Here is a 23,676-nt window from a genome sequence, read left to right on the forward strand (position 1 = left end):
TATGCCATGAAAGCGAACGTCGTCCTTCACCTGAAGAAAGTTTCTGCTAGAATGCTCGGCTTTCTTTAACAACCTTAGGTGACACATCCATGCAGCCCATGCTGAATATCGCGCTGCGCGCCGCCCGCAGCGCCAGTGAATTGATCTTCCGCTCCATCGAGCGCCTGGATACCATCAAGGTCGACGAAAAAGACGCCAAGGATTATGTCTCCGAGGTAGATCGTGCCGCCGAACAGAAAATCATCGACGCGCTGCGCAAGGCCTACCCTACCCACGGCATTCTCGGTGAAGAAACCGGCTTGCACAAAGGCAGCGGCGAAGGCGAAGACTACCTGTGGATCATCGACCCACTGGATGGCACCACCAACTTCCTGCGTGGCATCCCACACTTTGCCGTGAGCATTGCCTGCAAATACCGTGGCCGCCTGGAACACGCTGTCGTTCTCGACCCGGTTCGCCAGGAAGAATTCACCGCCAGCCGCGGCCGTGGCGCTCAGCTCAATGGCCGTCGCTTACGTGTCAGCGGCCGCACCAGCCTGGACGGCGCCCTGCTGGGTACCGGCTTTCCGTTCCGTGACGACCAGATGGACAACCTGGACAACTACCTGGGCATGTTCCGCGCGCTGGTTGGCCAGACCGCCGGTATCCGTCGCGCAGGCGCTGCCAGCCTGGACCTGGCCTACGTGGCTGCCGGTCGCTTCGACGCATTCTGGGAGTCGGGCCTGTCCGAGTGGGACATGGCAGCGGGTGCCCTGCTGATCCAAGAGGCCGGCGGCCTGGTGAGCGATTTCACCGGCGGTCACGACTTCCTGGAAAAAGGCCATGTAGTGGCTGGCAACACCAAATGCTTCAAGGCGGTACTGACGGCGATTCAGCCGCACCTGCCGGCTTCGCTGAAGCGCTAAGCGAGCGAGCACAAAAAAGCACCCCAATCAGACTGTGTGAAAACGCACTGAAGGCCTGCCCAACAAACGCCCCGACTTGTTCGGGGCGTTTGTTTTTGTGCGGGCAATAGACGAAAAAAGGCCTTTCAGTCCATCAGCGCCATCAGCTGGCGGGCTCCCAGCACGCTAATTGCTCGCTTGAGGTTATAAGCGTTCACCGCCAAGGCCATTTCCGCTTTCCACAAAAGCGAGTTTGTTGTTTTTTCGAAAGTCGGCGATGGTTTTGAAATCGGGTTTGAGTCGATTGATCAGCCACATCACTTCGATGTTGCGCTGACACTCGGCTTCAAGGCGCCGCGATGAGCGAATCCGCTGGAAATAACCGTAGAGATAGAGTTTTAGCTGATCGGCAGGATCATAAGCAGGGCGACCGGTGCTTTTGGACAGCGCTTTATCGAAGCCCAGTTGCACCAGATCCAGCTTGGCGACGTAGAGGTCGATGACGCGAACGAGGTGATCCTCGGGGATCAGTTCCTCCAGCGAGACCGGGAAAAGACTGGTCTGGCTACGGGACTCTCCTTGAATGTAAGCCATAACGAAAAATGCTCCGTATCTTTCGATACGGAGCATTTTCTTTTAGCGCTGCGCAGATTGCTAGGTTTTCACACAGTCTGCAAGGGGTGCTTTTTTTATGCCTGAAGAACTGGTTACTGCTGGTTCTGGCCGAGAACCAAACGCCCGTCCTTGTCGACCGGGATCTGGCCGCCTGGGTCACGATCCATGCGCACCGAACCTTCTTTGCCATCCAGGGTGTAACGCACATCGTAGCCGACTACCTTGTCGCTGATGTCGTTGACGGTATTGCAGCGAGTCTGGGTGGTGGTGTAGGTATCACGGTTCTGCATACCCTCCTGAACCTTGTTGCCGGCGTAACCACCGCCGACCGCACCGGCCACGGTGGCCAACTTCTTACCGTTACCGCCGCCAATCTGGTTGCCCAGCAGGCCACCGGCCAAGGCACCCACCACAGTACCGACGATCTGATGCTGATCCTCTACCGGCCTTTGCCGGGTTACAGCGACGTCCTTGCAGACTTCGCGAGGGGTCTTGATCTGGGTTTTTACCGGCTGCACCGCCAGTACTTGCGCATACTCAGGGCCGCTTTTTACCAGGCTGTAGGTGGCAACAGCACCCCCGGCAGTCACACCGACAGCACCCAATACCGCACCAACCAGTAACGACTTGTTCACGTTGAACCTCCTGACCATCACAAACGGACCGAACGATCCGCGCTATACCCAGCCTTGGAGCATAAAAAAAGGCACGAGTTCAATACTCGTGCCTTTCTTGTAACAGCAGATAACAACCAGCCATCAAGGACGGTCGTCGACCTCCTTGTCAGTGCTGGCCGGAGGGATCAAATCCTCACTGTTAAGGTTCAGCCAGATCAGCACCACGTTGGCGATGTAGATCGACGAGTAAGTACCCGCCAGGACGCCGATAAACAGCGCCAGGGAGAAGCCCCACAAGTTGTCGCCACCGAAGATCATCAGTGCGGCGATCGCCAGCAAGGTGGAGATCGAGGTCGCCATGGTCCGCAGCAGGGTCTGAGTGGTGGAGATGTTGATATTCTCGATCAACGTCGCCTTGCGCAGTACACGGAAGTTCTCACGAACCCGGTCGAATACCACGATGGTGTCGTTGAGGGAGTAACCAATGATCGCCAGCACCGCGGCCAGCACGGTCAGGTCGAAGGTAACCTGGAAGTAGGACAGGATCCCCACCGTCACGACCACGTCGTGGATCAGCGAGACAATCGCCCCCACGCCGAACTTCCACTGAAAGCGGAATGCCAGGTAGATCATGATGCCGGCCAAAGCCATCAGCATGCCGAGGCCACCCTGGTCGCGCAGTTCCTCACCCACTTGCGGGCCCACGAACTCGACGCGCTTGACCGATGCCGGGTTGTCGCCGCCGACCTTCTGCAAGGCCTCGGCTACCTGGTGCCCCAACTGCGGGTCTTCGCCAGGCATACGCACCAGCAGGTCAGTGGTGGCGCCAAAGCTCTGTACGATGGCTTCGTGATAGCCAGCCTTGACCAGCTCATTGCGCACCAGGGTAACGTCGGCCGGCTTCTCGTAGGTCAGCTCGATGAGCGTGCCGCCGGTGAAGTCCAGACCGTAGTTCAGGCCCTTATGGAACCAGCTGAACAACGCCAGAACGGTAAGGAGCACGGTGATGCCGAACGCAATGTTGCGAACGCCCATGAAGTTGATTGTACGTAACATGGCAGCCCCTTAAATCCACAACTTCTTGAAGTCACGTCCGCCAAAGATCAGGTTGACCATTGCGCGGGTCACCATGATGGCCGTGAACATCGAGGTAAAGATACCGAGGGACATGGTCACCGCAAAACCTTTGACCGGGCCGGTGCCCATGGCAAAGAGAATCCCGCCGACCAGCAAAGTGGTCAGGTTGGAGTCGAGAATCGCGGTAAATGCCCGGCCGAAGCCTTCGTTGATTGCACGCTGTACAGTCATGCCGGCGGCGATCTCTTCACGAATCCGCGAGAAGATCAGGACGTTGGCGTCCACCGCCATACCCATGGTGAGCACGATACCGGCGATACCCGGCAGGGTCAGCGTTGCCCCCAGCAGCGACATCAGGGCCAGCAGCATCACCATGTTGCCCGCCAGGGCCACGGTGGCAATGATGCCGAAGAAGCGGTAGATGGCGATGATGAACAGGGACACGAACAGCATGCCCCACAGCGCGGCATCCACGCCCTTGGTGATGTTGTCGGCGCCCAGGCTCGGGCCAATGGTACGCTCTTCAGCGAAGTACATCGGCGCTGCCAGGCCACCAGCACGCAACAGCAGTGCCAGCTCGGAGGATTCGCCCTGGCCGTTCAGGCCAGTGATGCGGAATTGCGCACCCAGCGGCGACTGAATGGTCGCCAGGCTGATGATCTTCTTCTCTTCCTTGAAGGTCTGCACCGGCACGTCTTTCTCGACGCCGTTGATGACCTGCTTGGTGTAAGTGGTAACAGGGCGCTGCTCGATGAAGATTACCGCCATGCTGCGACCAACGTTGCTGCGCGTGGCGCGGCTCATCAGTTCGCCGCCGTGGCCATCCAGGCGGATGTTCACTTCAGGGGTGCCGTGCTCGCCAAAACCAGCCTTGGCGTCGGTCACCTGGTCACCCGTGATAATCAAGCCACGCTCGATCAACGCCGGAGGACGATTGCCTTCACGGAACTCGAATTCCTCGGAAGTGGCGCGGGAAGCACCCGGCTCAGCCGCGAGACGGAATTCCAGGTTGGCGGTTTTACCCAGGATACGCTTGGCTTCAGCGGTGTCCTGCACACCAGGCAACTCAACCACGATACGGTTGGCACCCTGACGCTGCACAATCGGCTCAGCCACACCCAGCTCGTTGACGCGGTTACGCACCGTGGTCAAGTTCTGCTTGATGGAGTATTCGCGGATTTCCGCGATCTTCGCCGGGCTCATCGCCAGACGCAGTACCGCCTGACCATTCAGGTCGGCCGGTACGATGTCGAAATCGTTGAAGTTCTTGCGGATCAGCGCACGGGCCTGCTCGCGGGAAGCTTCGTCAGCGAAGCCCAGCTGGATGGCACCGTTGAGTTGCGGCAGGCTGCGATAACGCAACTTCTCTTTGCGCAGCAGGCTCTTCACGTCGCCTTCGTAGACTTTCAGGCGTGCGTCGAGGGCTTTATCCATGTCGACTTCCAGCAGGAAGTGCACGCCACCGGACAAGTCCAGACCCAGCTTCATCGGGTGCGCGCCAATGCTGCGCAACCACTGCGGCGTGGTCTGTGCCAGGTTCAGCGCAACGACGTAGTCGTCACCCATGACCTTGCGCACGACATCTTTTGCCGGCAATTGGTCTTCTTGCTTGGTCAGGCGCAACAACCCGCCCTTCGCACCAGCCGCCAACGTTGCCGCTTTAACCTGGATACCCGCATCGGTCAGCGCTTTGCTCGCGCGCTCCAGGTCAGCCTGGGTGACCTGCAGCGAAGTGCTGGCGCCAGATATCTGGATCGCAGGGTCATCAGGATAGAGATTGGGAGCGGAATAAATAAAACCGATCGCCAGCACCGCCAGGATCAGTACGTATTTCCACAGAGGGTATTTGTTCAGCATCACGCCGCCCGCTTATAACGCGGGGCGCCTTGCGCGCCCCGTCGATTGGTAAAGGTTGGAACTTAGATCGCTTTGAGCGTGCCTTTAGGCAGCGTAGCGGCGATGGCGCCCTTCTGGAACTTCATTTCTACGGTGTCGGAGACTTCCAGAACCACGAAAGCATCGGAAACCTTGGTGATCTTGCCGGCAATACCGCCAGTGGTGACAACTTCATCACCTTTCTGCAGGCTGCCCAGCAGGTTTTTCTGCTCTTTGGCACGCTTGGCCTGTGGACGCCAGATCATCAGGTAGAAGATGACCAGGAAGCCGACCAGGAAAATCCACTCGAAACCACCACCCATAGGGCCGGCAGCAGCAGGCGCAGCGGCGTCAGCCATCGCGTTAGAGATAAAAAAGCTCATTTAGCACTCCAGTTGCAAATAGTGAATCTTAGGGTCGGGAAACTCAGTCCAAGGGCGGCACAGGGAGCCCGCGCTTGGCATAGAAGGCATCGACGAAGGCGGCCAATGTACCCTGTTGAATAGCCTCGCGCAAACCAGCCATCAGGACTTGGTAGTGACGCAAATTGTGGATGGTATTCAACATGCTACCCAGCATTTCCCCACACTTGTCCAGATGGTGCAGATAAGCACGGGAGAAGTTCTGGCAGGTGTAGCAATCACAGGTGGGATCCAGCGGCGAATCATCATGGCGATGGAACGCGTTACGGATCTTCAGCACGCCTGTATCAATGAACAGATGCCCATTGCGGGCATTACGGGTTGGCATCACGCAATCGAACATGTCCACACCGCGGCGCACACCCTCTACGAGATCTTCCGGTTTGCCAACGCCCATAAGGTAACGAGGTTTGTCAGCAGGCATCAGGCCCGGCAGGTAATCGAGCACCTTGATCATTTCGTGCTTGGGCTCGCCGACCGACAAGCCGCCGATGGCCAGGCCGTCGAAGCCGATTTTGTCGAGACCTTCCAACGAGCGTTTGCGCAGGCTTTCATGCATGCCGCCCTGCACAATCCCGAACAGGGCAGCGGTGTTGTCACCATGGGCGTTCTTCGAGCGCTGAGCCCAACGCAGCGACAACTCCATGGAAACTCGCGCGACATCTTCGTCCGCCGGGTACGGTGTGCATTCGTCAAAAATCATCACGATGTCGGAGCCCAGGTCACGCTGCACCTGCATGGACTCTTCCGGCCCCATGAATACTTTGGAGCCGTCCACCGGCGAGGCAAAGGTCACGCCCTCTTCCTTGATCTTGCGCATGGCACCCAGGCTGAACACCTGGAATCCCCCGGAATCGGTGAGGATCGGGCCTTGCCACTTCATGAAGTCATGCAGGTCACCATGTTTCTTGATCACTTCCGTGCCCGGGCGCAGCCACAGGTGAAAGGTGTTGCCGAGGATGATCTCGGCGCCAGTGGCGACGATGTCGCGCGGCAGCATGCCCTTTACGGTGCCGTAGGTGCCCACTGGCATGAACGCCGGCGTCTCGACGGTGCCACGCGGGAAGGTCAGGCGACCACGACGGGCCTTGCCATCGGTGGCCAGCAGTTCAAACGACATACGACTCATAAGGTTTCCTCTGGGCCGCGCGGCGCCGGATTGCGGGTGATAAACATCGCATCACCGTAGCTGAAAAAACGGTATCCATTGTCGATGGCTGCTTGGTAAGCGGCCATCGTCTGCGGATAACCGGCAAATGCCGACACCAACATCAACAGGGTGGACTCGGGCAAATGGAAGTTGGTCACCAGGCAATCGACCACATGGAATGGCCGGCCAGGGAAAATAAAGATATCGGTGTCACCACTGAACGGCTTGAGTACGCCGTCACGAGCTGCACTTTCAAGGGAGCGCACACTCGTAGTGCCCACCGCCACCACCCGCCCGCCGCGCGCCTTGCATGCTTCTACAGCGTCCACGACCTGCTGGGTGACTTCCAGCCATTCGCTGTGCATGTGGTGGTCTTCGATGTTGTCCACACGCACCGGCTGAAACGTGCCGGCCCCCACGTGCAGGGTCACATACGCGGTCTCGACGCCCTTGGCGGCGATCGCATCCAGCAGTGGCTGGTCGAAGTGCAACCCTGCCGTTGGCGCGGCAACCGCACCGAGGCGCTGGGAATAAACCGTCTGATAGCGCTCACGGTCCGCATCTTCGTCGGGGCGATCAATATAGGGAGGCAACGGCATATGGCCGACGCGATCCAACAGAGGCAAAACCTCTTCGACAAACTTGAGCTCGAACAACGCATCATGGCGCGCCACCATCTCGGCTTCGCCACCGCCATCGATGAGAATGCTCGAACCCGGTTTAGGCGACTTGCTGGAGCGCACATGGGCCAGCACGCGATGGCTGTCCAGCACTCGCTCAACCAGAATTTCCAACTTGCCGCCGGAAGCTTTCTGGCCGAACAAACGTGCCGGAATCACACGGGTATTGTTGAAAACCATCAAATCGCCTGGGTGCAAATGCTCAAGCAAATCAGTGAATTGACGGTGTGCAAGGGCACCGCTCACCCCGTCCAGGGTCAGCAGTCGGCTGGCGCGACGCTCGGCCAAAGGGTGGCGAGCGATCAGCGAATCAGGGAGCTCAAAAGTAAAGTCAGCAACGCGCATGATGGGGTTCGTCTAGCAGGGCCGGGAAGTCTAGCGGAAATAGTCAAAATTGACCATGAAACGTGATTGACCAACGGTAATCTCATCTCTATACTTCGCCGCCATTGAGCCCTGATGGCGGAATTGGTAGACGCGGCGGATTCAAAATCCGTTTTCGAAAGGAGTGGGAGTTCGAGTCTCCCTCGGGGCACCATCTTAAAAAAAGACCTTGAAATTCAAGGTCTTTTTTTTCGCCTGTAAAAAAGTCAGACGCTTGCGCTCAGAAGACACCTCAGTGAGCGCTTGAGCGCCCTCACCAGCTGAGCGACATCCCCCAGGGCGCCAGAAGCCCACTCGAAGACGAGTCCAGACAAACAGGTACCTTTTTTGCGCTGTAAGCCTGTGAGCCCCCTTATAGGCCACACAGGGCTTAGGAGCGCGAAAACCTCTCGCAGCCTCTTGCCAGGCATACTCTTTTGGATCATTCAGCATCATGCCCTGCTAGAAGCTCCACTGGTCAGCGTGAATTAGCTGACAGAACGGCCCAGCAAGCGTTGCGTTGTGATGAGCGATGATATCCTTAGCGCTCATAACTGGAGTGTCTGAACAGGTGTGACCTTCTGCGATAAGCACTGCATCGAAGCCAAGGTCACGGGCAACACGGCAAGTGCTGTCGACGCAATATTGAGTTTTCATCCCAGTGATTACCACGCCAGTGGCCCCGCGAGCGCGCAAATTGCCTGCCAGACCGGACATTTCGAAAGCGTTGGGCCGCGATTTGTCGAATACTACCTCTCCCCCCAAGAGCTTCAACTCCTGCGCAATCATCGTCAACGGGCTGCCTGGCTCGATAGGAGATCCAACGGGCCCGTTGTGGCGCGCGAGAAAAATCGGAGCCCCCGCGCTGCGCGCCTTGCTCATCAGGGTATTCACAGTGTCCAACAACTCTACGCAGCGCCATGGTTTTTCCGGGCCGTGCACAAGCCCGACTTGGATATCGAGTATCAACAGGGCGTACATGGGTGCATCTCCTTGCGTGTGAGCCTGCGACACGGACATAAAAAAGGCCCTGTCCATCGCTGGCGGGCCTTTGAAGTTCGTATGCTATAGCTCACAACACCTCGCACGCTCCGCTTTTGGCGGTAGTGGTGGCGGCTGGGGAGAGGCAATAGTTAGTCATAAATCGACACTAGCAATATCGCTTCGCGCTGACAAGCCAGCATCCTGGATGCGATTGCTTCAGGCAGAGCACGTTCCTGGCTGGCAACATCCCCGGTACGTACAGTGGAAAAGTTCGTGAGCTCACTGAAAAACAGTCATAGACTTTTTTCGAGCGTCCAAAACAAAACCCCTGTCTGCGTTAGCAAACAGGGGTTTCGGAATTTAATCTTGACGATGACCTACTCTCACATGGGGAAACCCCACACTACCATCGGCGATGCATCGTTTCACTACTGAGTTCGGGATGGGATCAGGTGGTTCCAATGCTCTATGGTCGTCAAGAAATTCGGGTACCGAATCGTGGCCAGCTGGCCGCGCTTCAGCAAATTGGGTATGTGACAGCTTTCGGTGTTTTGTGAGCGTCGAACTTTCGGTTCATGTCGTCTTCACACACCGCAATCTGGTGCTCTTTTGCCTTTCGGCTTGAAGCAAGCAAATTGCTTGGGTGTTATATGGTCAAGCCTCACGGGCAATTAGTATTGGTTAGCTCAACGCCTCACAGCGCTTACACACCCAACCTATCAACGTCGTAGTCTTCGACGGCCCTTCAGGGAACTCAAGGTTCCAGTGAGATCTCATCTTGAGGCTAGTTTCCCGCTTAGATGCTTTCAGCGGTTATCTATTCCGAACATAGCTACCCGGCAATGCCACTGGCGTGACAACCGGAACACCAGAGGTTCGTCCACTCCGGTCCTCTCGTACTAGGAGCAGCCCCTCTCAAATCTCAAACGTCCACGGCAGATAGGGACCGAACTGTCTCACGACGTTCTAAACCCAGCTCGCGTACCACTTTAAATGGCGAACAGCCATACCCTTGGGACCGGCTTCAGCCCCAGGATGTGATGAGCCGACATCGAGGTGCCAAACACCGCCGTCGATATGAACTCTTGGGCGGTATCAGCCTGTTATCCCCGGAGTACCTTTTATCCGTTGAGCGATGGCCCTTCCATACAGAACCACCGGATCACTAAGACCTACTTTCGTACCTGCTCGACGTGTCTGTCTCGCAGTCAAGCGCGCTTTTGCCTTTATACTCTACGACCGATTTCCGACCGGTCTGAGCGCACCTTCGTACTCCTCCGTTACTCTTTAGGAGGAGACCGCCCCAGTCAAACTACCCACCATACACTGTCCTCGATCCGGATAACGGACCTGAGTTAGAACCTCAAAGTTGCCAGGGTGGTATTTCAAGGTTGGCTCCACGCGAACTGGCGTCCACGCTTCAAAGCCTCCCACCTATCCTACACAAGCAAATTCAAAGTCCAGTGCAAAGCTATAGTAAAGGTTCACGGGGTCTTTCCGTCTAGCCGCGGATACACTGCATCTTCACAGCGATTTCAATTTCACTGAGTCTCGGGTGGAGACAGCGCCGCCATCGTTACGCCATTCGTGCAGGTCGGAACTTACCCGACAAGGAATTTCGCTACCTTAGGACCGTTATAGTTACGGCCGCCGTTTACCGGGGCTTCGATCAAGAGCTTCGCGTTAGCTAACCCCATCAATTAACCTTCCGGCACCGGGCAGGCGTCACACCCTATACGTCCACTTTCGTGTTTGCAGAGTGCTGTGTTTTTAATAAACAGTCGCAGCGGCCTGGTATCTTCGACCGGCATGAGCTTACGGAGCAAGTCCTTCACCCTCACCGGCGCACCTTCTCCCGAAGTTACGGTGCCATTTTGCCTAGTTCCTTCACCCGAGTTCTCTCAAGCGCCTTGGTATTCTCTACCCAACCACCTGTGTCGGTTTGGGGTACGGTTCCTGGTTACCTGAAGCTTAGAAGCTTTTCTTGGAAGCATGGCATCAACCACTTCGTCATCTAAAAGATGACTCGTCATCAGCTCTCGGCCTTAAGATCCCGGATTTACCTAAGATCTCAGCCTACCACCTTAAACTTGGACAACCAACGCCAAGCTGGCCTAGCCTTCTCCGTCCCTCCATCGCAATAACCAGAAGTACAGGAATATTAACCTGTTTTCCATCGACTACGCTTTTCAGCCTCGCCTTAGGGACCGACTAACCCTGCGTCGATTAACGTTGCGCAGGAAACCTTGGTCTTTCGGCGTGGGTGTTTTTCACACCCATTGTCGTTACTCATGTCAGCATTCGCACTTCTGATACCTCCAGCAAGCTTCTCAACTCACCTTCACAGGCTTACAGAACGCTCCTCTACCGCATCACTTACGTGATACCCGTAGCTTCGGTGTATGGTTTGAGCCCCGTTACATCTTCCGCGCAGGCCGACTCGACTAGTGAGCTATTACGCTTTCTTTAAAGGGTGGCTGCTTCTAAGCCAACCTCCTAGCTGTCTAAGCCTTCCCACATCGTTTCCCACTTAACCATAACTTTGGGACCTTAGCTGACGGTCTGGGTTGTTTCCCTTTTCACGACGGACGTTAGCACCCGCCGTGTGTCTCCCATGCTCGGCACTTGTAGGTATTCGGAGTTTGCATCGGTTTGGTAAGTCGGGATGACCCCCTAGCCGAAACAGTGCTCTACCCCCTACAGTGATACATGAGGCGCTACCTAAATAGCTTTCGAGGAGAACCAGCTATCTCCGAGCTTGATTAGCCTTTCACTCCGATCCACAGGTCATCCGCTAACTTTTCAACGGTAGTCGGTTCGGTCCTCCAGTTAGTGTTACCCAACCTTCAACCTGCCCATGGATAGATCGCCCGGTTTCGGGTCTATTCCCAGCGACTAGACGCCCTATTAAGACTCGCTTTCGCTACGCCTCCCCTATTCGGTTAAGCTCGCCACTGAAAATAAGTCGCTGACCCATTATACAAAAGGTACGCAGTCACCCAACAAAGTGGGCTCCCACTGCTTGTACGCATACGGTTTCAGGATCTATTTCACTCCCCTCTCCGGGGTTCTTTTCGCCTTTCCCTCACGGTACTAGTTCACTATCGGTCAGTCAGTAGTATTTAGCCTTGGAGGATGGTCCCCCCATATTCAGACAAAGTTTCTCGTGCTCCGTCCTACTCGATTTCATGACTAAGAGATTTTCGCGTACAGGGCTATCACCCACTATGGCCGCACTTTCCAGAGCGTTCCGCTAATCTCAAAGCCACTTAAGGGCTAGTCCCCGTTCGCTCGCCACTACTAAGGGAATCTCGGTTGATTTCTTTTCCTCAGGGTACTTAGATGTTTCAGTTCCCCTGGTTCGCCTCTTGCACCTATGTATTCAGTACAAGATAACCATCTTATGATGGCTGGGTTCCCCCATTCAGACATCTCCGGATCAAAGTCTGTTTGCCGACTCCCCGAAGCTTTTCGCAGGCTACCACGTCTTTCATCGCCTCTGACTGCCAAGGCATCCACCGTATGCGCTTCTTCACTTGACCATATAACCCCAAGCAATCTGGTTATACTGTGAAGACGACATTCGCCGAAAATTCGATAATACTCAATTAAGAGATACTCACAAATTTTACCTTAGCCTGAGCCGTTACCAGTGAAAGTAACGTCCAGTCTATCTTTCTATCACATACCCAAATTTTTAAAGAACGATCTAATCAAAGACTAGAAATCAATATTCACGCCGGAATATTCATTTCTAAACTCTAACAAGTAAAAGCAGTTAATGGTGGAGCCAAACGGGATCGAACCGTTGACCTCCTGCGTGCAAGGCAGGCGCTCTCCCAGCTGAGCTATGGCCCCATAACAAAATTGGTGGGTCTGGGCAGATTCGAACTGCCGACCTCACCCTTATCAGGGGTGCGCTCTAACCAACTGAGCTACAGACCCAATTTCGAGCGCGTAACTGTTAGCTTGGAGCTATCAGCTTGGAGCTTAAAGCTGCTTCTATCGTCTTCTTCAATGAATCAAGCAATTCGTGTGGGAACTTATGGAGCAGCTGATGTCGTCGATTAAGGAGGTGATCCAGCCGCAGGTTCCCCTACGGCTACCTTGTTACGACTTCACCCCAGTCATGAATCACACCGTGGTAACCGTCCTCCCGAAGGTTAGACTAGCTACTTCTGGTGCAACCCACTCCCATGGTGTGACGGGCGGTGTGTACAAGGCCCGGGAACGTATTCACCGCGACATTCTGATTCGCGATTACTAGCGATTCCGACTTCACGCAGTCGAGTTGCAGACTGCGATCCGGACTACGATCGGTTTTATGGGATTAGCTCCACCTCGCGGCTTGGCAACCCTCTGTACCGACCATTGTAGCACGTGTGTAGCCCAGGCCGTAAGGGCCATGATGACTTGACGTCATCCCCACCTTCCTCCGGTTTGTCACCGGCAGTCTCCTTAGAGTGCCCACCATTACGTGCTGGTAACTAAGGACAAGGGTTGCGCTCGTTACGGGACTTAACCCAACATCTCACGACACGAGCTGACGACAGCCATGCAGCACCTGTCTCAATGTTCCCGAAGGCACCAATCTATCTCTAGAAAGTTCATTGGATGTCAAGGCCTGGTAAGGTTCTTCGCGTTGCTTCGAATTAAACCACATGCTCCACCGCTTGTGCGGGCCCCCGTCAATTCATTTGAGTTTTAACCTTGCGGCCGTACTCCCCAGGCGGTCAACTTAATGCGTTAGCTGCGCCACTAAGAGCTCAAGGCTCCCAACGGCTAGTTGACATCGTTTACGGCGTGGACTACCAGGGTATCTAATCCTGTTTGCTCCCCACGCTTTCGCACCTCAGTGTCAGTATCAGTCCAGGTGGTCGCCTTCGCCACTGGTGTTCCTTCCTATATCTACGCATTTCACCGCTACACAGGAAATTCCACCACCCTCTACCATACTCTAGTCAGTCAGTTTTGAATGCAGTTCCCAGGTTGAGCCCGGGGATTTCACATCCAACTTAACAAACCACCTACGCGCGCTTTACGCCCAGTAATTCCGATTAACGCTTGCACCCTCTGTATTACCGCGGCTGCTGGCACAGAGTTAGCCGGTGCTTATTCTGTCGGTAACGTCAAAACCACCACGTATTAGGTAATGGCCCTTCCTCCCAACTTAAAGTGCTTTACAATCCGAAGACCTTCTTCACACACGCGGCATGGCTGGATCAGGCTTTCGCCCATTGTCCAATATTCCCCACTGCTGCCTCCCGTAGGAGTCTGGACCGTGTCTCAGTTCCAGTGTGACTGATCATCCTCTCAGACCAGTTACGGATCGTCGCCTTGGTGAGCCATTACCCCACCAACTAGCTAATCCGACCTAGGCTCATCTGATAGCGCAAGGCCCGAAGGTCCCCTGCTTTCTCCCGTAGGACGTATGCGGTATTAGCGTCCGTTTCCGAACGTTATCCCCCACTACCAGGCAGATTCCTAGGCATTACTCACCCGTCCGCCGCTCTCAAGAGAAGCAAGCTTCTCTCTACCGCTCGACTTGCATGTGTTAGGCCTGCCGCCAGCGTTCAATCTGAGCCATGATCAAACTCTTCAGTTCAAACATCTTTGGGTTTTTAAGAAACCCTAAACTTGGCTCAGCAATCGTTGGTTATTCTTTGATTTCTCGCGGAGTAACTTGTGATGCTGATAATCTTGTTGACTATCAGTCTGACCCCACAAGCACCCACACGAATTGCTTGATTCAGTTGTTAAAGAGCGGTTGGTTAAGAGCTTTCGTCTCAACCGAGGCGCGCATTCTACAGCACCCTCATTTGCTGTCAAGCGGTTATTTTCAGAAGCTTTCGAAGAATTCTTCAACAACTTCAACCACTTGCGCTTCCGATCTCTCGTCAGCGGGAGGCGAATACTACAGGATTAAATTACCGGGTCAACCCCTAACTGAATATTCTTTGTTCTTTATGAATACCTCAATGCCGCCTCTATATAGTAAAGGCGCAAGCTCCGCAGAAGAGGCTCATGCCCCCGCCCCGCGCCATCCTTCTACTCGGGCCATATTGGAGCTGCTCGACAACGCCAGCGCTGATGCCCAGGCTTTTTTTTCCACCACAGAACAGTGATCATCGCCCTCCTCAACTTCCGCCCAAAAACCTGAGGATACGAGACCATGGAATTGACGCTGGAGGCGGTTGCACTCTTTGCACTGAAACTGGTGCACGAGACCGATGGCGGCAGCCCGGTTTTGCGTGATGACCTGGTGATGGATGGATATGAGCGGGAGGTGTTTGGGTTATTGGTGAGGCAAGCAGATTTGCCGGCGATTCAACTCAAAACGAATGAGTGCCTGGTGCAGGCGCTGGATGCGTTGGGTGGAGCTGACACGGTGCTGGGTCGGGAATTGCGGCGATTGACGAATGACCTGCATAAAGCCTCTACGCTGGAGGAACTCACCCTACCGCTCGACGCACTCAAGGACTACCTCAAAGCTATCCAGTGACGCGTGCCCCTGGGGAGCGAGCTTGCCCGCGATGGGCGTCATAATCACAGCCCCCTCATTGACCTATCATAAGGACCGGAAAATGATCGACTTCAACAACAAAGGCTTCTTCAAACTAAAACAAAACAACGAATACGCCGAACGCGTCGCCGCCCTGCTGCTGGATGGTGAAGAAGTCATCGACGCCTACAAAGCCATGCGCGACGGCGTGGTCTTCACCACCAAGCGCATCATCGCGGTGAACGTGCAAGGCCTTACCGGCAGCAAGAAAGACTTCACCTCACTACCGTACAAAAACATCGTCGCGTACTCGGTGGAAACGTCCGGCACGTTTGACTTGGACTCGGAACTGGAGATTTACTTTTCGTCGCTGGGCAAAGTGAAATTTGAATTCACTGGCAAAACCTCGATTGTTGAAATCTCCCGGCTGATTTCCAAGCACCTGCTGACCTGATCTGCGGATATACACCGGATCAAAATGTGGGAGCGGTTTCTGTCTACTTTTCCCACGCGCCCCACCGAACAATACCAATTCCCGCGCCCCGCCCCTTCTCGTAGGCTCACTCCCCCGCACAAGGAAGTGAGCCCGTCATGTCTGAACGCGCGTACCCCATCACCGAAGAAGAACAACTCAAACGACGAATCCTGACCCCGCAACCATCGCGCGTGCCCTATTTGCCGCCTATCGATTTGTTCACTCCATTGCCCGCCCCAACGCCCACGTTCGACAAACCTCCAGGCTGCACCTTCATCAAACCCTGCCAACTGCCCGATGGTCTCAATCATTACACAGACGGTTACGTACCGCTGGAACTGATCAAGGAGTACGGCCACTTCAGCCTGTTGTGCGGACGCGAGGTGGATGCTCGGGGCACCGTGGCCTTGCGCAAGATCGGTGGCGATACCTTGCCCGCTGGCGTGGGGTAATTGACCTTGCGAACAGCCGTACTGGAGTAGGCCGCTGCTGCCACAGGGGCTATGGTCAGTGGGATGTTGGCGGAGCCCAAGCTGAACGTACTCGTTACTGGCCCGAAGCGTGACTCGCTTCACGGCAGATGTCCTTATCGAGGTGATTGGGCGTAAGGACTGGACCCATTTATACACTGCACAAACGCTCACGGAGCTGTCGGGCTACCTGTTAGTTCTGACAGTAGACTTCGCGCAGAACTGAGCAGACGCTCTCGACATGGCCTTATCAAACCTGCTCCTCAACGACAGGAAATAATTCATGAAGTTCTCAGCAAGCACTCTGGCAGCCATTGTCCTGATCCTGGAATGTAACGCCGTTCAGGCGCTGGACAACAACGAGGAAATCACCCCGGCCAATAAAGGCGAATATTGGGTTTACTCCGTTACGTGGCAACCCAGCTTCTGCAAGCTGAAACCCAAGACAACGGGTTGTACTTCGCCTCCCGCACGTTTTCTTACCCACGGTATCTGGCCATACAACCATAGCACTCAAGAGAAAACCAATCGTCATCCAGCCTTTTGCAGCTGTGAGCAGGGGACAGCATGTGAGATCAGCTCCAGCGACCTCAAAGAAATCGCAGGCAACCCCGCGATCGCCAAGTTAGTCACCCCTGAACCGGAAGGCATGTTCAAGCACGAATGGGAAAAGCACGGTACCTGTTCGGGCAAAACTAAAGAGGAATACTTCAACGACATCTTCAAACTCAGGCACGTCGTCCGATACAACGAGAGTATGTTTGAAGGTTGGGTGGGCGACAGCGTGACGTTCGACCAACTCAAAAAGGCATTTCCTGACAACGCGTCCTTCCGTTGCTTTGAACAAGACGGCAAGCAATACCTGCACGAGGTGTTCTACCGCATCACCGACCAAGGTAAACCGTATGAGGGAGACCCATCGCTACAGATTGGTATTCCCTGCAAATCTCAGCCGACGTTCGTTCCTGACGGTGCTTGAACGAACCGGACGTTTTATTGCGCCTCTTGAAAAGTCCCGAGGTACGCCAGAATATTTTCAATCGTCTCCTGATCACTGATGCCCCAGAAGATCATCCGCGTACCGCTCACCACTTTTTTCGGTGCCTCGATATAAGCAGCGAGTTTGTCCCGGGTCCAGACCACACCGGAGTTTTTCATCGCATCGGAGTACTGATAGTCAGTGGTGGTGCCGGCAGGCCGGCCAATGATGCCGTTAAGTTGCGGGCCAAACCCACCGCGTGCGCCTTCGCCTACGCTATGGCAGCCACCGCAGGTCTTGGTAAAGAGCTTGCCGCCGGCCTCGGCATCGCCTGCCGCGAGAGACGGGGCGGTGTTGAAAATCAGGGCAAGGGTCATCACGGCACGGTACTTCATGGGCACTCCACGTCAGGTGTTTCAGCGGCAACGGTCGGCGCCATTATGCCTGTTTCAATGGCCGCTCCCCCAGCCGCTCAACCAGGCGCACCAAGTAACCGTCGGGGTCTTGCACGATGAACTGGCGCTGCCCCGTCTCGACTTCTCCCGCTCGGTACCAGGCATCTTCAACGTCACGGAACAACGGCCAACCCAGTACTGCCAGGCGCCGCAGGATAGGCGATACGGCCGATACGTCGATTTGCAGGTTGATGCCACGTCCGAACGGTGGAGCAAGCGGCGCAGTCAGCCACTGACCTGCGTCGGGGTCGTACTGCTCCAACATGATTTGTGCACCATGCAGGTCGAGGTAGGCAAAACCTTCTTCGGGGCGCTGGTAGGCGATGGCGAACCCCAACTGGTCCACCCAGAAACCCAAGCTGGTGGCGAGCGTGGTTACGATGAGTTCAGGAACGAGGGCGTTACGGCTAAACATAGCAATCCTTTACGAGTTCGCGTTCAACGCGTGGCGCGGGCATCGTGCCGCACCACCCGGCAAATACGCAACCTAGACACTTTGAATGACCACCCATCGTTTAAGACATATTCAATCGAACCTATCCAGCCGCGCCCCACTCCACCTTACTGAACCCTGATGGTGGAGTAAGGATCATGGCTCAGCCATCGATTTTGGTGCTGGAAGACGACGAGATCATTCGCTCGTTAATGGTGGATGTACTGGAAGATTTCGGCGCGGTGGTCACCTCGTTCCCTTCGGCGGATGAAGGCATGATTTACCTGGAACGGGGCGATGAGCCGGTGGACCTGATTGTCAGTGATATTCAGATGCCGGGTTTACTCAATGGTTATGACCTGAGCCGGGTGGTGGCCCATCGTTGGCCGCAGATGCAGGTGGTGCTGACGTCCGGTAATACCAAGATGGCGGCGCAATTGGGTGGGTCGGTGCGTTTTTTGCCCAAGCCGTGGAGTACTGAGCATCTGCTTGAGTGCGTGCAATCGGCGCTGACCTGACAGGGGCTGTCCATGCATTGATATTGCCGCGATATTACTTGAACCGAACTTCAAGGTAGCCGCTACGGTCATTAATGAGCAGGGAGCGACTTTTCTGATCCGTCGGTCAGGCTTTTCGTCTTGTGCGTACAGTCAACGGCCATGAGTTGTGTAGAATCGTCGCCCATTTTCTTGCGTCATTCATGGCCGGCAGGCCCATAGCTCGAGCTTATCGAATGCATTCACAGGCCCATGACGTTGGTGCGCCCTCATTGCTGGAAGCGTTGCGCACTGGTACGGCCCTGTTGCATGTGGCGCTGGAAAAGCGCCTGCCGTTTTTCTCCGAATGCCTGGATTCAGACGGATACCAGCGCCTGCTCCAGGCGTACTACGGGTTTTACGGCCCAATAGAAGCGGCATTGTACGACTGCGGGCTGATCCCCGCTGGTTTAGACCTGGCACCGCGGATGAAAACGCCGACACTGTTGGACGATCTTCACGCCTTGGGCCTGAATGACGACGCAATCCGCGCCCTGCCGCGCTGTGCCGAACTGCCGTCATTCGATACCCCAGCCGCCTGCCTCGGCGCCCTTTATGTACTGGAAGGCGCGACGCTGGGCGGCCAGGTTTTACGCCGGGAAATGGCCCGGCGCCTGGGCCTGGACGCCAGCAACGGCGGTGCGTTTCTCAACGTCTACGGTGCCGAGACCGGTCGGCGCTGGAAAGACTTTCTCGACTACTTGCACAACCAGACGCTCGACGCCGACGCCAGACAGCGCGCGGTGATGGCTGCACGTTCGACATTCCGCTGCTTTGAGCAATGGCTCGACAGCCAGGAGGTACTGCTATGAAACCCGAAGATTTTGAAGAGCTGCTTGCCAACTGCGCCAACGAACCCATTCGTTTTCCGGGGGCGATCCAACCTCATGGTGTGTTGCTGACGCTGTCCGAGCCTGACCTGCGGATCATCCAGGTCAGCGCCAACGTCGGCACGCAGTTCAACCACGCGCCCGAGGCGCTGCTGGGCCAGCCACTGCAGACATTGCTGGGCGCCGAGCCTGTCGCTGCGGTGCAAAGCATGCTCGAGCACGACCACTTCATCGACGCGCCGCCATTGCACGTGACCTTCAACGGCGCCAAGTTCGACGGCCTGCTGCATCGACACCAAGGCGTGCTGGTGCTGGAGTTCGAACCCTTGCTGGAGAACTTCCAGCCGCGCGCACTGAATGCTCGCACCAGCGACCTGGGCAAGATGCTGCAACGTTTGCAGTCGGCGAAAACCCTGCAAGCGTTGTACGAAATCAGCGTGAATGAAATCCAGGCCATGACCGGCTACGACCGGGTGCTGATCTACCGCTTCGAAGAAGAAGGCCACGGCCAGGTGATTGCCGAAGCCTCGGCGCCCTCCATGGAATTGTTCAACGGGCTGTTCTTCCCCGCGTCCGACATTCCCGAGCAGGCTCGAGAGCTGTACCGCACCAACTGGCTGCGCATTATCCCGAACGCGGCCTACGAGCCGGTGCCACTGTTGCCCACGTTGCGCCCGGACACCGGCGAGCCGCTGGACCTGAGCTTCGCCACGCTGCGCAGCGTGTCGCCGATTCACTGCCAGTACATGCAGAACATGGGCGTGCTGTCGTCCATGAGCATTTCCCTGATGAATGGCGACAAGCTGTGGGGTTTGATCAGTTGCGGCAACCGTGAGCCGTTGTTGGTGCCGAACGATTTACGCACCGCGTGCCAGACCATCGGTCAGGTACTGTCCTTGCAGATCAGTGCCATGGAAGCCCTGGACCTGAGCCTTCAGCGTGAAGAAAAAGTCGAGACCCTGGCCCGGCTGGACCAGGCGATGAAGGCCGCGGCGGACAACGTGTTTGACGGCCTGGCCCAGCAACCGCAATTGCTGATGGACCTCACCTTGTCCGGCGGCGTGGCGATCATCGAAGACAAACACTTGCACCGCTACGGCAACTGCCCGGAACCGGAGCAGATCCGTGCGCTGCACAAATGGCTGCAAGAGAGCGGCGAGCCGGTGTTTTCCAGCCACAACCTGGCGTCGGTCTACCCGCCCGCCACTGAGTTTCAGCAGGTGGCCAGCGGTGTCTTGGCCATGAGTCTGCCAAAGCCCGTGGACAACGGCGTGCTGTGGTTCCGCCCGGAAGTGAAGGCAAACATCAACTGGAGCGGCGACCCGAGAAAACCGCTGGCACTGGAGAACTCCGACGCAGGTCTGCGTCTTTGCCCACGCACCTCGTTTGAAATCTGGAAAGAGGAAATGGCCGGCATCTCCACCAAGTGGAGCCATGGAGATCTGTTTGCCGCCAATGATCTGCGCCGTTCCGCCCTGGAAAATGACTTGTCCCGCCAGGTGCTGCGCGAACAACAAGCCGTGCGCGCACGTGATGACCTGGTGGCGGTGGTGTCCCACGATTTGCGTAACCCGATGACCGTCATCTCCATGCTCTGCGGCATGATGCAACAAGCGTTCAGCTCCGACGGCCCACACACCTCACGGCGCATTTCCTCGGCCATCGACACCATGCAACAGGCCGCCGGGCGTATGAATGTGCTGCTGGAAGACCTGCTCGACACTTCGAAAATCGAGGCCGGACGCTATGTGGTCAAACCGGTGGCGCTGGATGTGAGCCAGATGTTCGAGGAAGCGTATTCCCTGCTGACACCGCTGGCCATGGAAAAAGGCATTGACCTGTCGTTCAACGCTGAGCCCGGCCTGCAGATCAACGGCGACCCCGAACGCCTGTTCCAGGTTCTGTCGAACCTGATCGGCAACGCCATCAAGTTCACTCCGCGCCAAGGCAGCATTGGTATCAGCGCCATGAGCAATGGCGAAGAAATCGTGTTTTCGGTGCGCGACTCCGGTGAAGGCATTGCGCCGGAGCAATTGCCCTATGTATTTGACCGCTATTGGACGCAGACTGAAAACAACCCCACCGGCAGTGGCTTGGGGTTGTATATCACCCAGGGCATCGTCCAGGCCCACGGTGGCAGGATTGTTGCCGAGAGCGAAGTGGGGCGTGGCAGTGAGTTCCGCTTTACGGTACCGAGGGTGAACGAAGATTCGCGTATCTGATGCGATCCGTGGTTTTTCTGCGGTCAGGAAACGGTGGAAAAAACGCTGACACATTTCTGCACGCCAATCGCCAACGCCTTAACAAAACACTGACATCCCCTGCGCTAAGGTTGCCGGCACCGCCTTACCGGAGCCATTTCCTGCATGCCACATCCCGACACCTTGCCCGCCGTACTCGCCGGCCCCCTGCTGCGGCGCCTGGAACCCCAGCGCCTGGTGCTGTGGCTGGTGGGCAGCCAAGTGCTGGTCTTGACGCTGAGGCTGCAATTTGCCGAGCGACACCTGGATATCCCGCTGAACCAGGGCCAGTGCCAGGTGGTACCGGTGGGGCAGCGGGCTTTTATCCATCTGATTGACGTCGGGTTGGGCGAGGCGCTGCCGCAGGATGTGGTCATCAGTTATGACCTGCTGATCGATGGCGCCGGCATTGCCCAATGGGCTCCGCACCTGCTGTATGCCAATGCGCAACAGCCGAATTTTGTGCTGCACAGTCGTCTCCATCAGCTGGTACATGGCTCATGCCGCAAACCTCACCACCGTGCCGACGAAGGCTTGCTCTGCGTCGATCGCTTGCTGGCCGACGCCGCCACCCCGGCCGAACGCCCAGCGTTACTGATGATGAGCGGCGACCAGGTGTACGCCGACGACGTGGCCGGGCCGATGTTGCGGGCGATCCATGTGCTGATTGCACGCCTGGGTCTGTTCGACGAGTACCTGGAAGGCGCGGTGGTGGATGACAGCGCCAGCCTCTACGGGCATCGCGCCAGCTACTACCATCGGGCCGACCTGCTCCCGGCGCTGGACAGCAACGAGACGCTGCGCGAGCGCTTTTTCGGCGGCGTAAAAAAGCCGATCTTCACCAGCAGCACCGCCGATAACCACCTGGTGACGTTCGCCGAAGTGATGGCGATGTACTTGCTGGTATGGTCGCCCACCGCCTGGAACCTGATCGACCCGCAGCCACCGCAACTGAGCACCGATGAATCAACGCGCTATGCCCACGAGCAGGTGCAGATGGATAAATTCCGCACCGGCCTGCCGGGTGTCGCGCGGGTGCTAGCGCATCTGTCCACCTTGATGATCTTTGACGATCACGACATCACCGATGATTGGAACCTCAGCGCCCAATGGGAAGAAACCGCCTATGGCCATCCGTTCTCCAAGCGCATCATCGGCAATGCCCTGCTGGCGTACCTGCTGTGCCAGGGCTGGGGTAACAACCCGAACGCGTTCAAGGCGCTGCTGAGTCAAACCCAGGCACTCACGGACCCGGTGCAAAGCAACCATCTGAACCCGACCGCACAGGATCAATTGCTCGAAGCGCTATTGAAGTTCCAGCACTGGCACTACGTACTGCCCACTACCCCCGCCTTGGTGGTGCTTGACACCCGCACTCGCCGCTGGCGCAGCGAATTCACGCTCAAGCAGCCGTCCGGGCTGCTGGATTGGGAAGCCTTGAGCGAACTGCAACAGGAACTGCTCGACCATCCCTCGGCGATCATCGTCTCGCCGGCCCCGATCTTTGGCGTGAAGCTGATCGAGACCGTGCAAAAGATTTTCAGCTGGTGCGGCCACCCCTTGCTGGTGGACGCAGAAAACTGGATGGCCCATCGCGGTGCCGCCCAGGTGATCCTCAACATCTTTCGCCACTCGCGCACGCCGGGTAACTACGTGATCCTCTCGGGCGACGTGCACTACTCGTTCGTCTATGAAGTGTTGATCCGCCATCGAAACGCCGGCCCCAGGATCTGGCAGATCACCAGCAGCGGTATCAAGAATGAATTTCCGCCACGCCTGCTGGAATGGTTCGACCGTCTCAACCGTTGGCTGTACTCGCCACGCTCGCCCCTCAACTGGTTCACCCGACGGCGCACCATGCAGGTGGTGCCGCATATCCCCGAACATGCCGAAGCCGGTGAGCGCCTGTGGAATTCGGCGGGGATCGGCCAGGTGTTTTTCAATGATCAGGGCCAGCCAGAAGCGATTTACCAGCACAACGCCAATGGAATGCCACGCACGAAGTTGATGGCGCCCAACCAATAACAACACATCGCCCTATTCAAAGCGCCCAGCCCGCGTTGTACAGTAGCGCCAGCCACGGAGTATC

Annotated in this window: 17 protein-coding genes, 3 tRNA genes, 3 rRNA genes and 2 pseudogenes; 10 read left to right on the top strand and 15 right to left on the bottom strand. The window is 56.4% G+C overall.

The features are described 5' to 3' along the window. The first annotated feature begins 89 nt into the window (after positions 1-89). Complete coding sequence (gene suhB, locus AB4O05_RS27420) at positions 90-905, top strand: type III secretion system regulator SuhB (protein WP_017846186.1); 816 nt, start codon at positions 90-92, stop codon at positions 903-905. Between the two features lie 219 nt (positions 906-1,124). Here suhB and AB4O05_RS27425 read toward each other — a convergent pair. The 7 genes and pseudogenes from AB4O05_RS27425 to queA form a co-directional block, all read right to left on the bottom strand. Continuing rightward, positions 1,125-1,478: pseudogene (locus AB4O05_RS27425) on the bottom strand (transposase); the annotation flags it as partial. 113 nt (positions 1,479-1,591) lie between these two features. After that, positions 1,592-2,134, bottom strand: a complete 543-nt coding sequence (locus AB4O05_RS27430; RefSeq protein ID WP_460134161.1) for a glycine zipper 2TM domain-containing protein — start codon at positions 2,132-2,134, stop codon at positions 1,592-1,594. Positions 2,135-2,257: 123 nt separating this feature from the next. Beyond that, positions 2,258-3,172 (bottom strand): protein translocase subunit SecF, encoded by a 915-nt coding sequence (secF, locus tag AB4O05_RS27435; RefSeq protein ID WP_460134160.1) that lies wholly within the window; start codon positions 3,170-3,172, stop codon positions 2,258-2,260. Between the two features lie 9 nt (positions 3,173-3,181). Further along, on the bottom strand, positions 3,182-5,050 hold the full coding sequence (gene secD, locus AB4O05_RS27440) for a protein translocase subunit SecD (protein WP_460134159.1): 1,869 nt from the start codon (positions 5,048-5,050) through the stop codon (positions 3,182-3,184). Positions 5,051-5,112: 62 nt separating this feature from the next. After that, on the bottom strand, positions 5,113-5,451 hold the full coding sequence (gene yajC / locus AB4O05_RS27445; protein WP_003175975.1) for a preprotein translocase subunit YajC: 339 nt from the start codon (positions 5,449-5,451) through the stop codon (positions 5,113-5,115). 43 nt (positions 5,452-5,494) lie between these two features. Continuing rightward, entirely contained in the window at positions 5,495-6,610 is a 1,116-nt protein-coding gene (gene tgt / locus AB4O05_RS27450; RefSeq protein ID WP_010565220.1) for a tRNA guanosine(34) transglycosylase Tgt, read from the bottom strand. A 5-nt stretch (positions 6,611-6,615) separates the two neighbouring features. Continuing rightward, positions 6,616-7,665: a tRNA preQ1(34) S-adenosylmethionine ribosyltransferase-isomerase QueA gene (gene queA, locus AB4O05_RS27455; RefSeq protein ID WP_460134157.1), complete on the bottom strand. Its 1,050-nt coding sequence runs from the start codon at positions 7,663-7,665 to the stop codon at positions 6,616-6,618. Positions 7,666-7,773: 108 nt separating this feature from the next. Between queA and AB4O05_RS27460 the strand changes: the two genes are divergently transcribed. Next, positions 7,774-7,858, top strand: a tRNA-Leu gene (locus AB4O05_RS27460). A 287-nt stretch (positions 7,859-8,145) separates the two neighbouring features. On the opposite strand, the gene AB4O05_RS27465 is transcribed toward AB4O05_RS27460, so the two are convergent. From AB4O05_RS27465 to AB4O05_RS27490, 6 genes are all read right to left on the bottom strand, one after another. After that, positions 8,146-8,664 (bottom strand): isochorismatase family protein, encoded by a 519-nt coding sequence (locus AB4O05_RS27465; RefSeq protein WP_460134155.1) that lies wholly within the window; start codon positions 8,662-8,664, stop codon positions 8,146-8,148. Positions 8,665-9,031: 367 nt separating this feature from the next. Beyond that, positions 9,032-9,147, bottom strand: a 5S ribosomal RNA gene (rrf, locus tag AB4O05_RS27470). Between the two features lie 170 nt (positions 9,148-9,317). Then, a 23S ribosomal RNA gene (locus tag AB4O05_RS27475) occupies positions 9,318-12,209 on the bottom strand. Between the two features lie 240 nt (positions 12,210-12,449). Beyond that, a tRNA-Ala gene (locus AB4O05_RS27480) sits at positions 12,450-12,525 on the bottom strand. A gap of 10 nt (positions 12,526-12,535) precedes the next feature. Further along, positions 12,536-12,612: transfer RNA gene (locus AB4O05_RS27485), tRNA-Ile, on the bottom strand. 123 nt (positions 12,613-12,735) lie between these two features. Continuing rightward, positions 12,736-14,272, bottom strand: a 16S ribosomal RNA gene (locus tag AB4O05_RS27490). Together the 16S, 23S and 5S rRNA genes with 2 tRNA genes alongside form the textbook arrangement of a ribosomal RNA operon. A gap of 567 nt (positions 14,273-14,839) precedes the next feature. Between AB4O05_RS27490 and AB4O05_RS27495 the strand changes: the two genes are divergently transcribed. The 4 genes and pseudogenes from AB4O05_RS27495 (at position 14,840) to AB4O05_RS27510 (ending at position 17,093) form a co-directional block, all read left to right on the top strand. After that, positions 14,840-15,169: a hypothetical protein gene (locus AB4O05_RS27495; RefSeq protein WP_460134153.1), complete on the top strand. Its 330-nt coding sequence runs from the start codon at positions 14,840-14,842 to the stop codon at positions 15,167-15,169. 82 nt (positions 15,170-15,251) lie between these two features. Then, positions 15,252-15,623 carry a PH domain-containing protein gene (locus AB4O05_RS27500; protein ID WP_460134152.1) on the top strand — a complete coding sequence of 124 codons (372 nt, stop codon included), beginning with the start codon at positions 15,252-15,254 and terminating at the stop codon, positions 15,621-15,623. Between the two features lie 137 nt (positions 15,624-15,760). Beyond that, positions 15,761-16,123: pseudogene (locus tag AB4O05_RS27505) on the top strand (detoxification); the annotation flags it as partial. A 274-nt stretch (positions 16,124-16,397) separates the two neighbouring features. Continuing rightward, positions 16,398-17,093, top strand: a complete 696-nt coding sequence (locus AB4O05_RS27510; RefSeq protein WP_460134151.1) for a ribonuclease T2 family protein — start codon at positions 16,398-16,400, stop codon at positions 17,091-17,093. 14 nt (positions 17,094-17,107) lie between these two features. On the opposite strand, the gene AB4O05_RS27515 is transcribed toward AB4O05_RS27510, so the two are convergent. Further along, complete coding sequence (locus tag AB4O05_RS27515; RefSeq protein WP_460134149.1) at positions 17,108-17,488, bottom strand: c-type cytochrome; 381 nt, start codon at positions 17,486-17,488, stop codon at positions 17,108-17,110. A 43-nt stretch (positions 17,489-17,531) separates the two neighbouring features. Further along, on the bottom strand, positions 17,532-17,963 hold the full coding sequence (locus AB4O05_RS27520; RefSeq protein WP_460134148.1) for a bleomycin resistance protein: 432 nt from the start codon (positions 17,961-17,963) through the stop codon (positions 17,532-17,534). A 176-nt stretch (positions 17,964-18,139) separates the two neighbouring features. Between AB4O05_RS27520 and AB4O05_RS27525 the strand changes: the two genes are divergently transcribed. The 4 genes from AB4O05_RS27525 (at position 18,140) to AB4O05_RS27540 (ending at position 23,612) form a co-directional block, all read left to right on the top strand. Continuing rightward, entirely contained in the window at positions 18,140-18,499 is a 360-nt protein-coding gene (locus tag AB4O05_RS27525) for a response regulator (protein ID WP_460134145.1), read from the top strand. 215 nt (positions 18,500-18,714) lie between these two features. After that, positions 18,715-19,329: a biliverdin-producing heme oxygenase gene (locus tag AB4O05_RS27530; RefSeq protein WP_460134144.1), complete on the top strand. Its 615-nt coding sequence runs from the start codon at positions 18,715-18,717 to the stop codon at positions 19,327-19,329. Then, the gene (locus AB4O05_RS27535; protein WP_460134142.1) at positions 19,326-21,569 is read left to right on the top strand and encodes an ATP-binding protein; all 2,244 of its coding nucleotides are present in this window, start codon (positions 19,326-19,328) and stop codon (positions 21,567-21,569) included. The genes AB4O05_RS27530 and AB4O05_RS27535 overlap by 4 nt, the downstream gene beginning before the upstream one ends. Before the next feature lie 144 nt (positions 21,570-21,713). Then, on the top strand, positions 21,714-23,612 hold the full coding sequence (locus tag AB4O05_RS27540; protein ID WP_460134141.1) for an alkaline phosphatase D family protein: 1,899 nt from the start codon (positions 21,714-21,716) through the stop codon (positions 23,610-23,612). Positions 23,613-23,676 lie beyond the last annotated feature (64 nt).

The organism is Pseudomonas sp. S1_G07, from assembly GCF_054668565.1.

Coding starts and splice junctions, on each gene's coding strand:
- AB4O05_RS27540 (WP_460134141.1), top strand. CDS start 21,714: ATGCCACATCCCGACACCTTGCCCGCCGTACTCGCCGGCCCCCTGCTG.
- secF (WP_460134160.1), bottom strand. CDS start 3,172: ATGTTACGTACAATCAACTTCATGGGCGTTCGCAACATTGCGTTCGGC.
- AB4O05_RS27515 (WP_460134149.1), bottom strand. CDS start 17,488: ATGAAGTACCGTGCCGTGATGACCCTTGCCCTGATTTTCAACACCGCC.
- AB4O05_RS27530 (WP_460134144.1), top strand. CDS start 18,715: ATGCATTCACAGGCCCATGACGTTGGTGCGCCCTCATTGCTGGAAGCG.
- suhB (WP_017846186.1), top strand. CDS start 90: ATGCAGCCCATGCTGAATATCGCGCTGCGCGCCGCCCGCAGCGCCAGT.
- AB4O05_RS27465 (WP_460134155.1), bottom strand. CDS start 8,664: ATGTACGCCCTGTTGATACTCGATATCCAAGTCGGGCTTGTGCACGGC.
- AB4O05_RS27510 (WP_460134151.1), top strand. CDS start 16,398: ATGAAGTTCTCAGCAAGCACTCTGGCAGCCATTGTCCTGATCCTGGAA.
- AB4O05_RS27520 (WP_460134148.1), bottom strand. CDS start 17,963: ATGTTTAGCCGTAACGCCCTCGTTCCTGAACTCATCGTAACCACGCTC.
- queA (WP_460134157.1), bottom strand. CDS start 7,665: ATGCGCGTTGCTGACTTTACTTTTGAGCTCCCTGATTCGCTGATCGCT.
- yajC (WP_003175975.1), bottom strand. CDS start 5,451: ATGAGCTTTTTTATCTCTAACGCGATGGCTGACGCCGCTGCGCCTGCT.
- AB4O05_RS27525 (WP_460134145.1), top strand. CDS start 18,140: ATGGCTCAGCCATCGATTTTGGTGCTGGAAGACGACGAGATCATTCGC.
- AB4O05_RS27500 (WP_460134152.1), top strand. CDS start 15,252: ATGATCGACTTCAACAACAAAGGCTTCTTCAAACTAAAACAAAACAAC.
- secD (WP_460134159.1), bottom strand. CDS start 5,050: ATGCTGAACAAATACCCTCTGTGGAAATACGTACTGATCCTGGCGGTG.
- tgt (WP_010565220.1), bottom strand. CDS start 6,610: ATGTCGTTTGAACTGCTGGCCACCGATGGCAAGGCCCGTCGTGGTCGC.
- AB4O05_RS27495 (WP_460134153.1), top strand. CDS start 14,840: ATGGAATTGACGCTGGAGGCGGTTGCACTCTTTGCACTGAAACTGGTG.
- AB4O05_RS27535 (WP_460134142.1), top strand. CDS start 19,326: ATGAAACCCGAAGATTTTGAAGAGCTGCTTGCCAACTGCGCCAACGAA.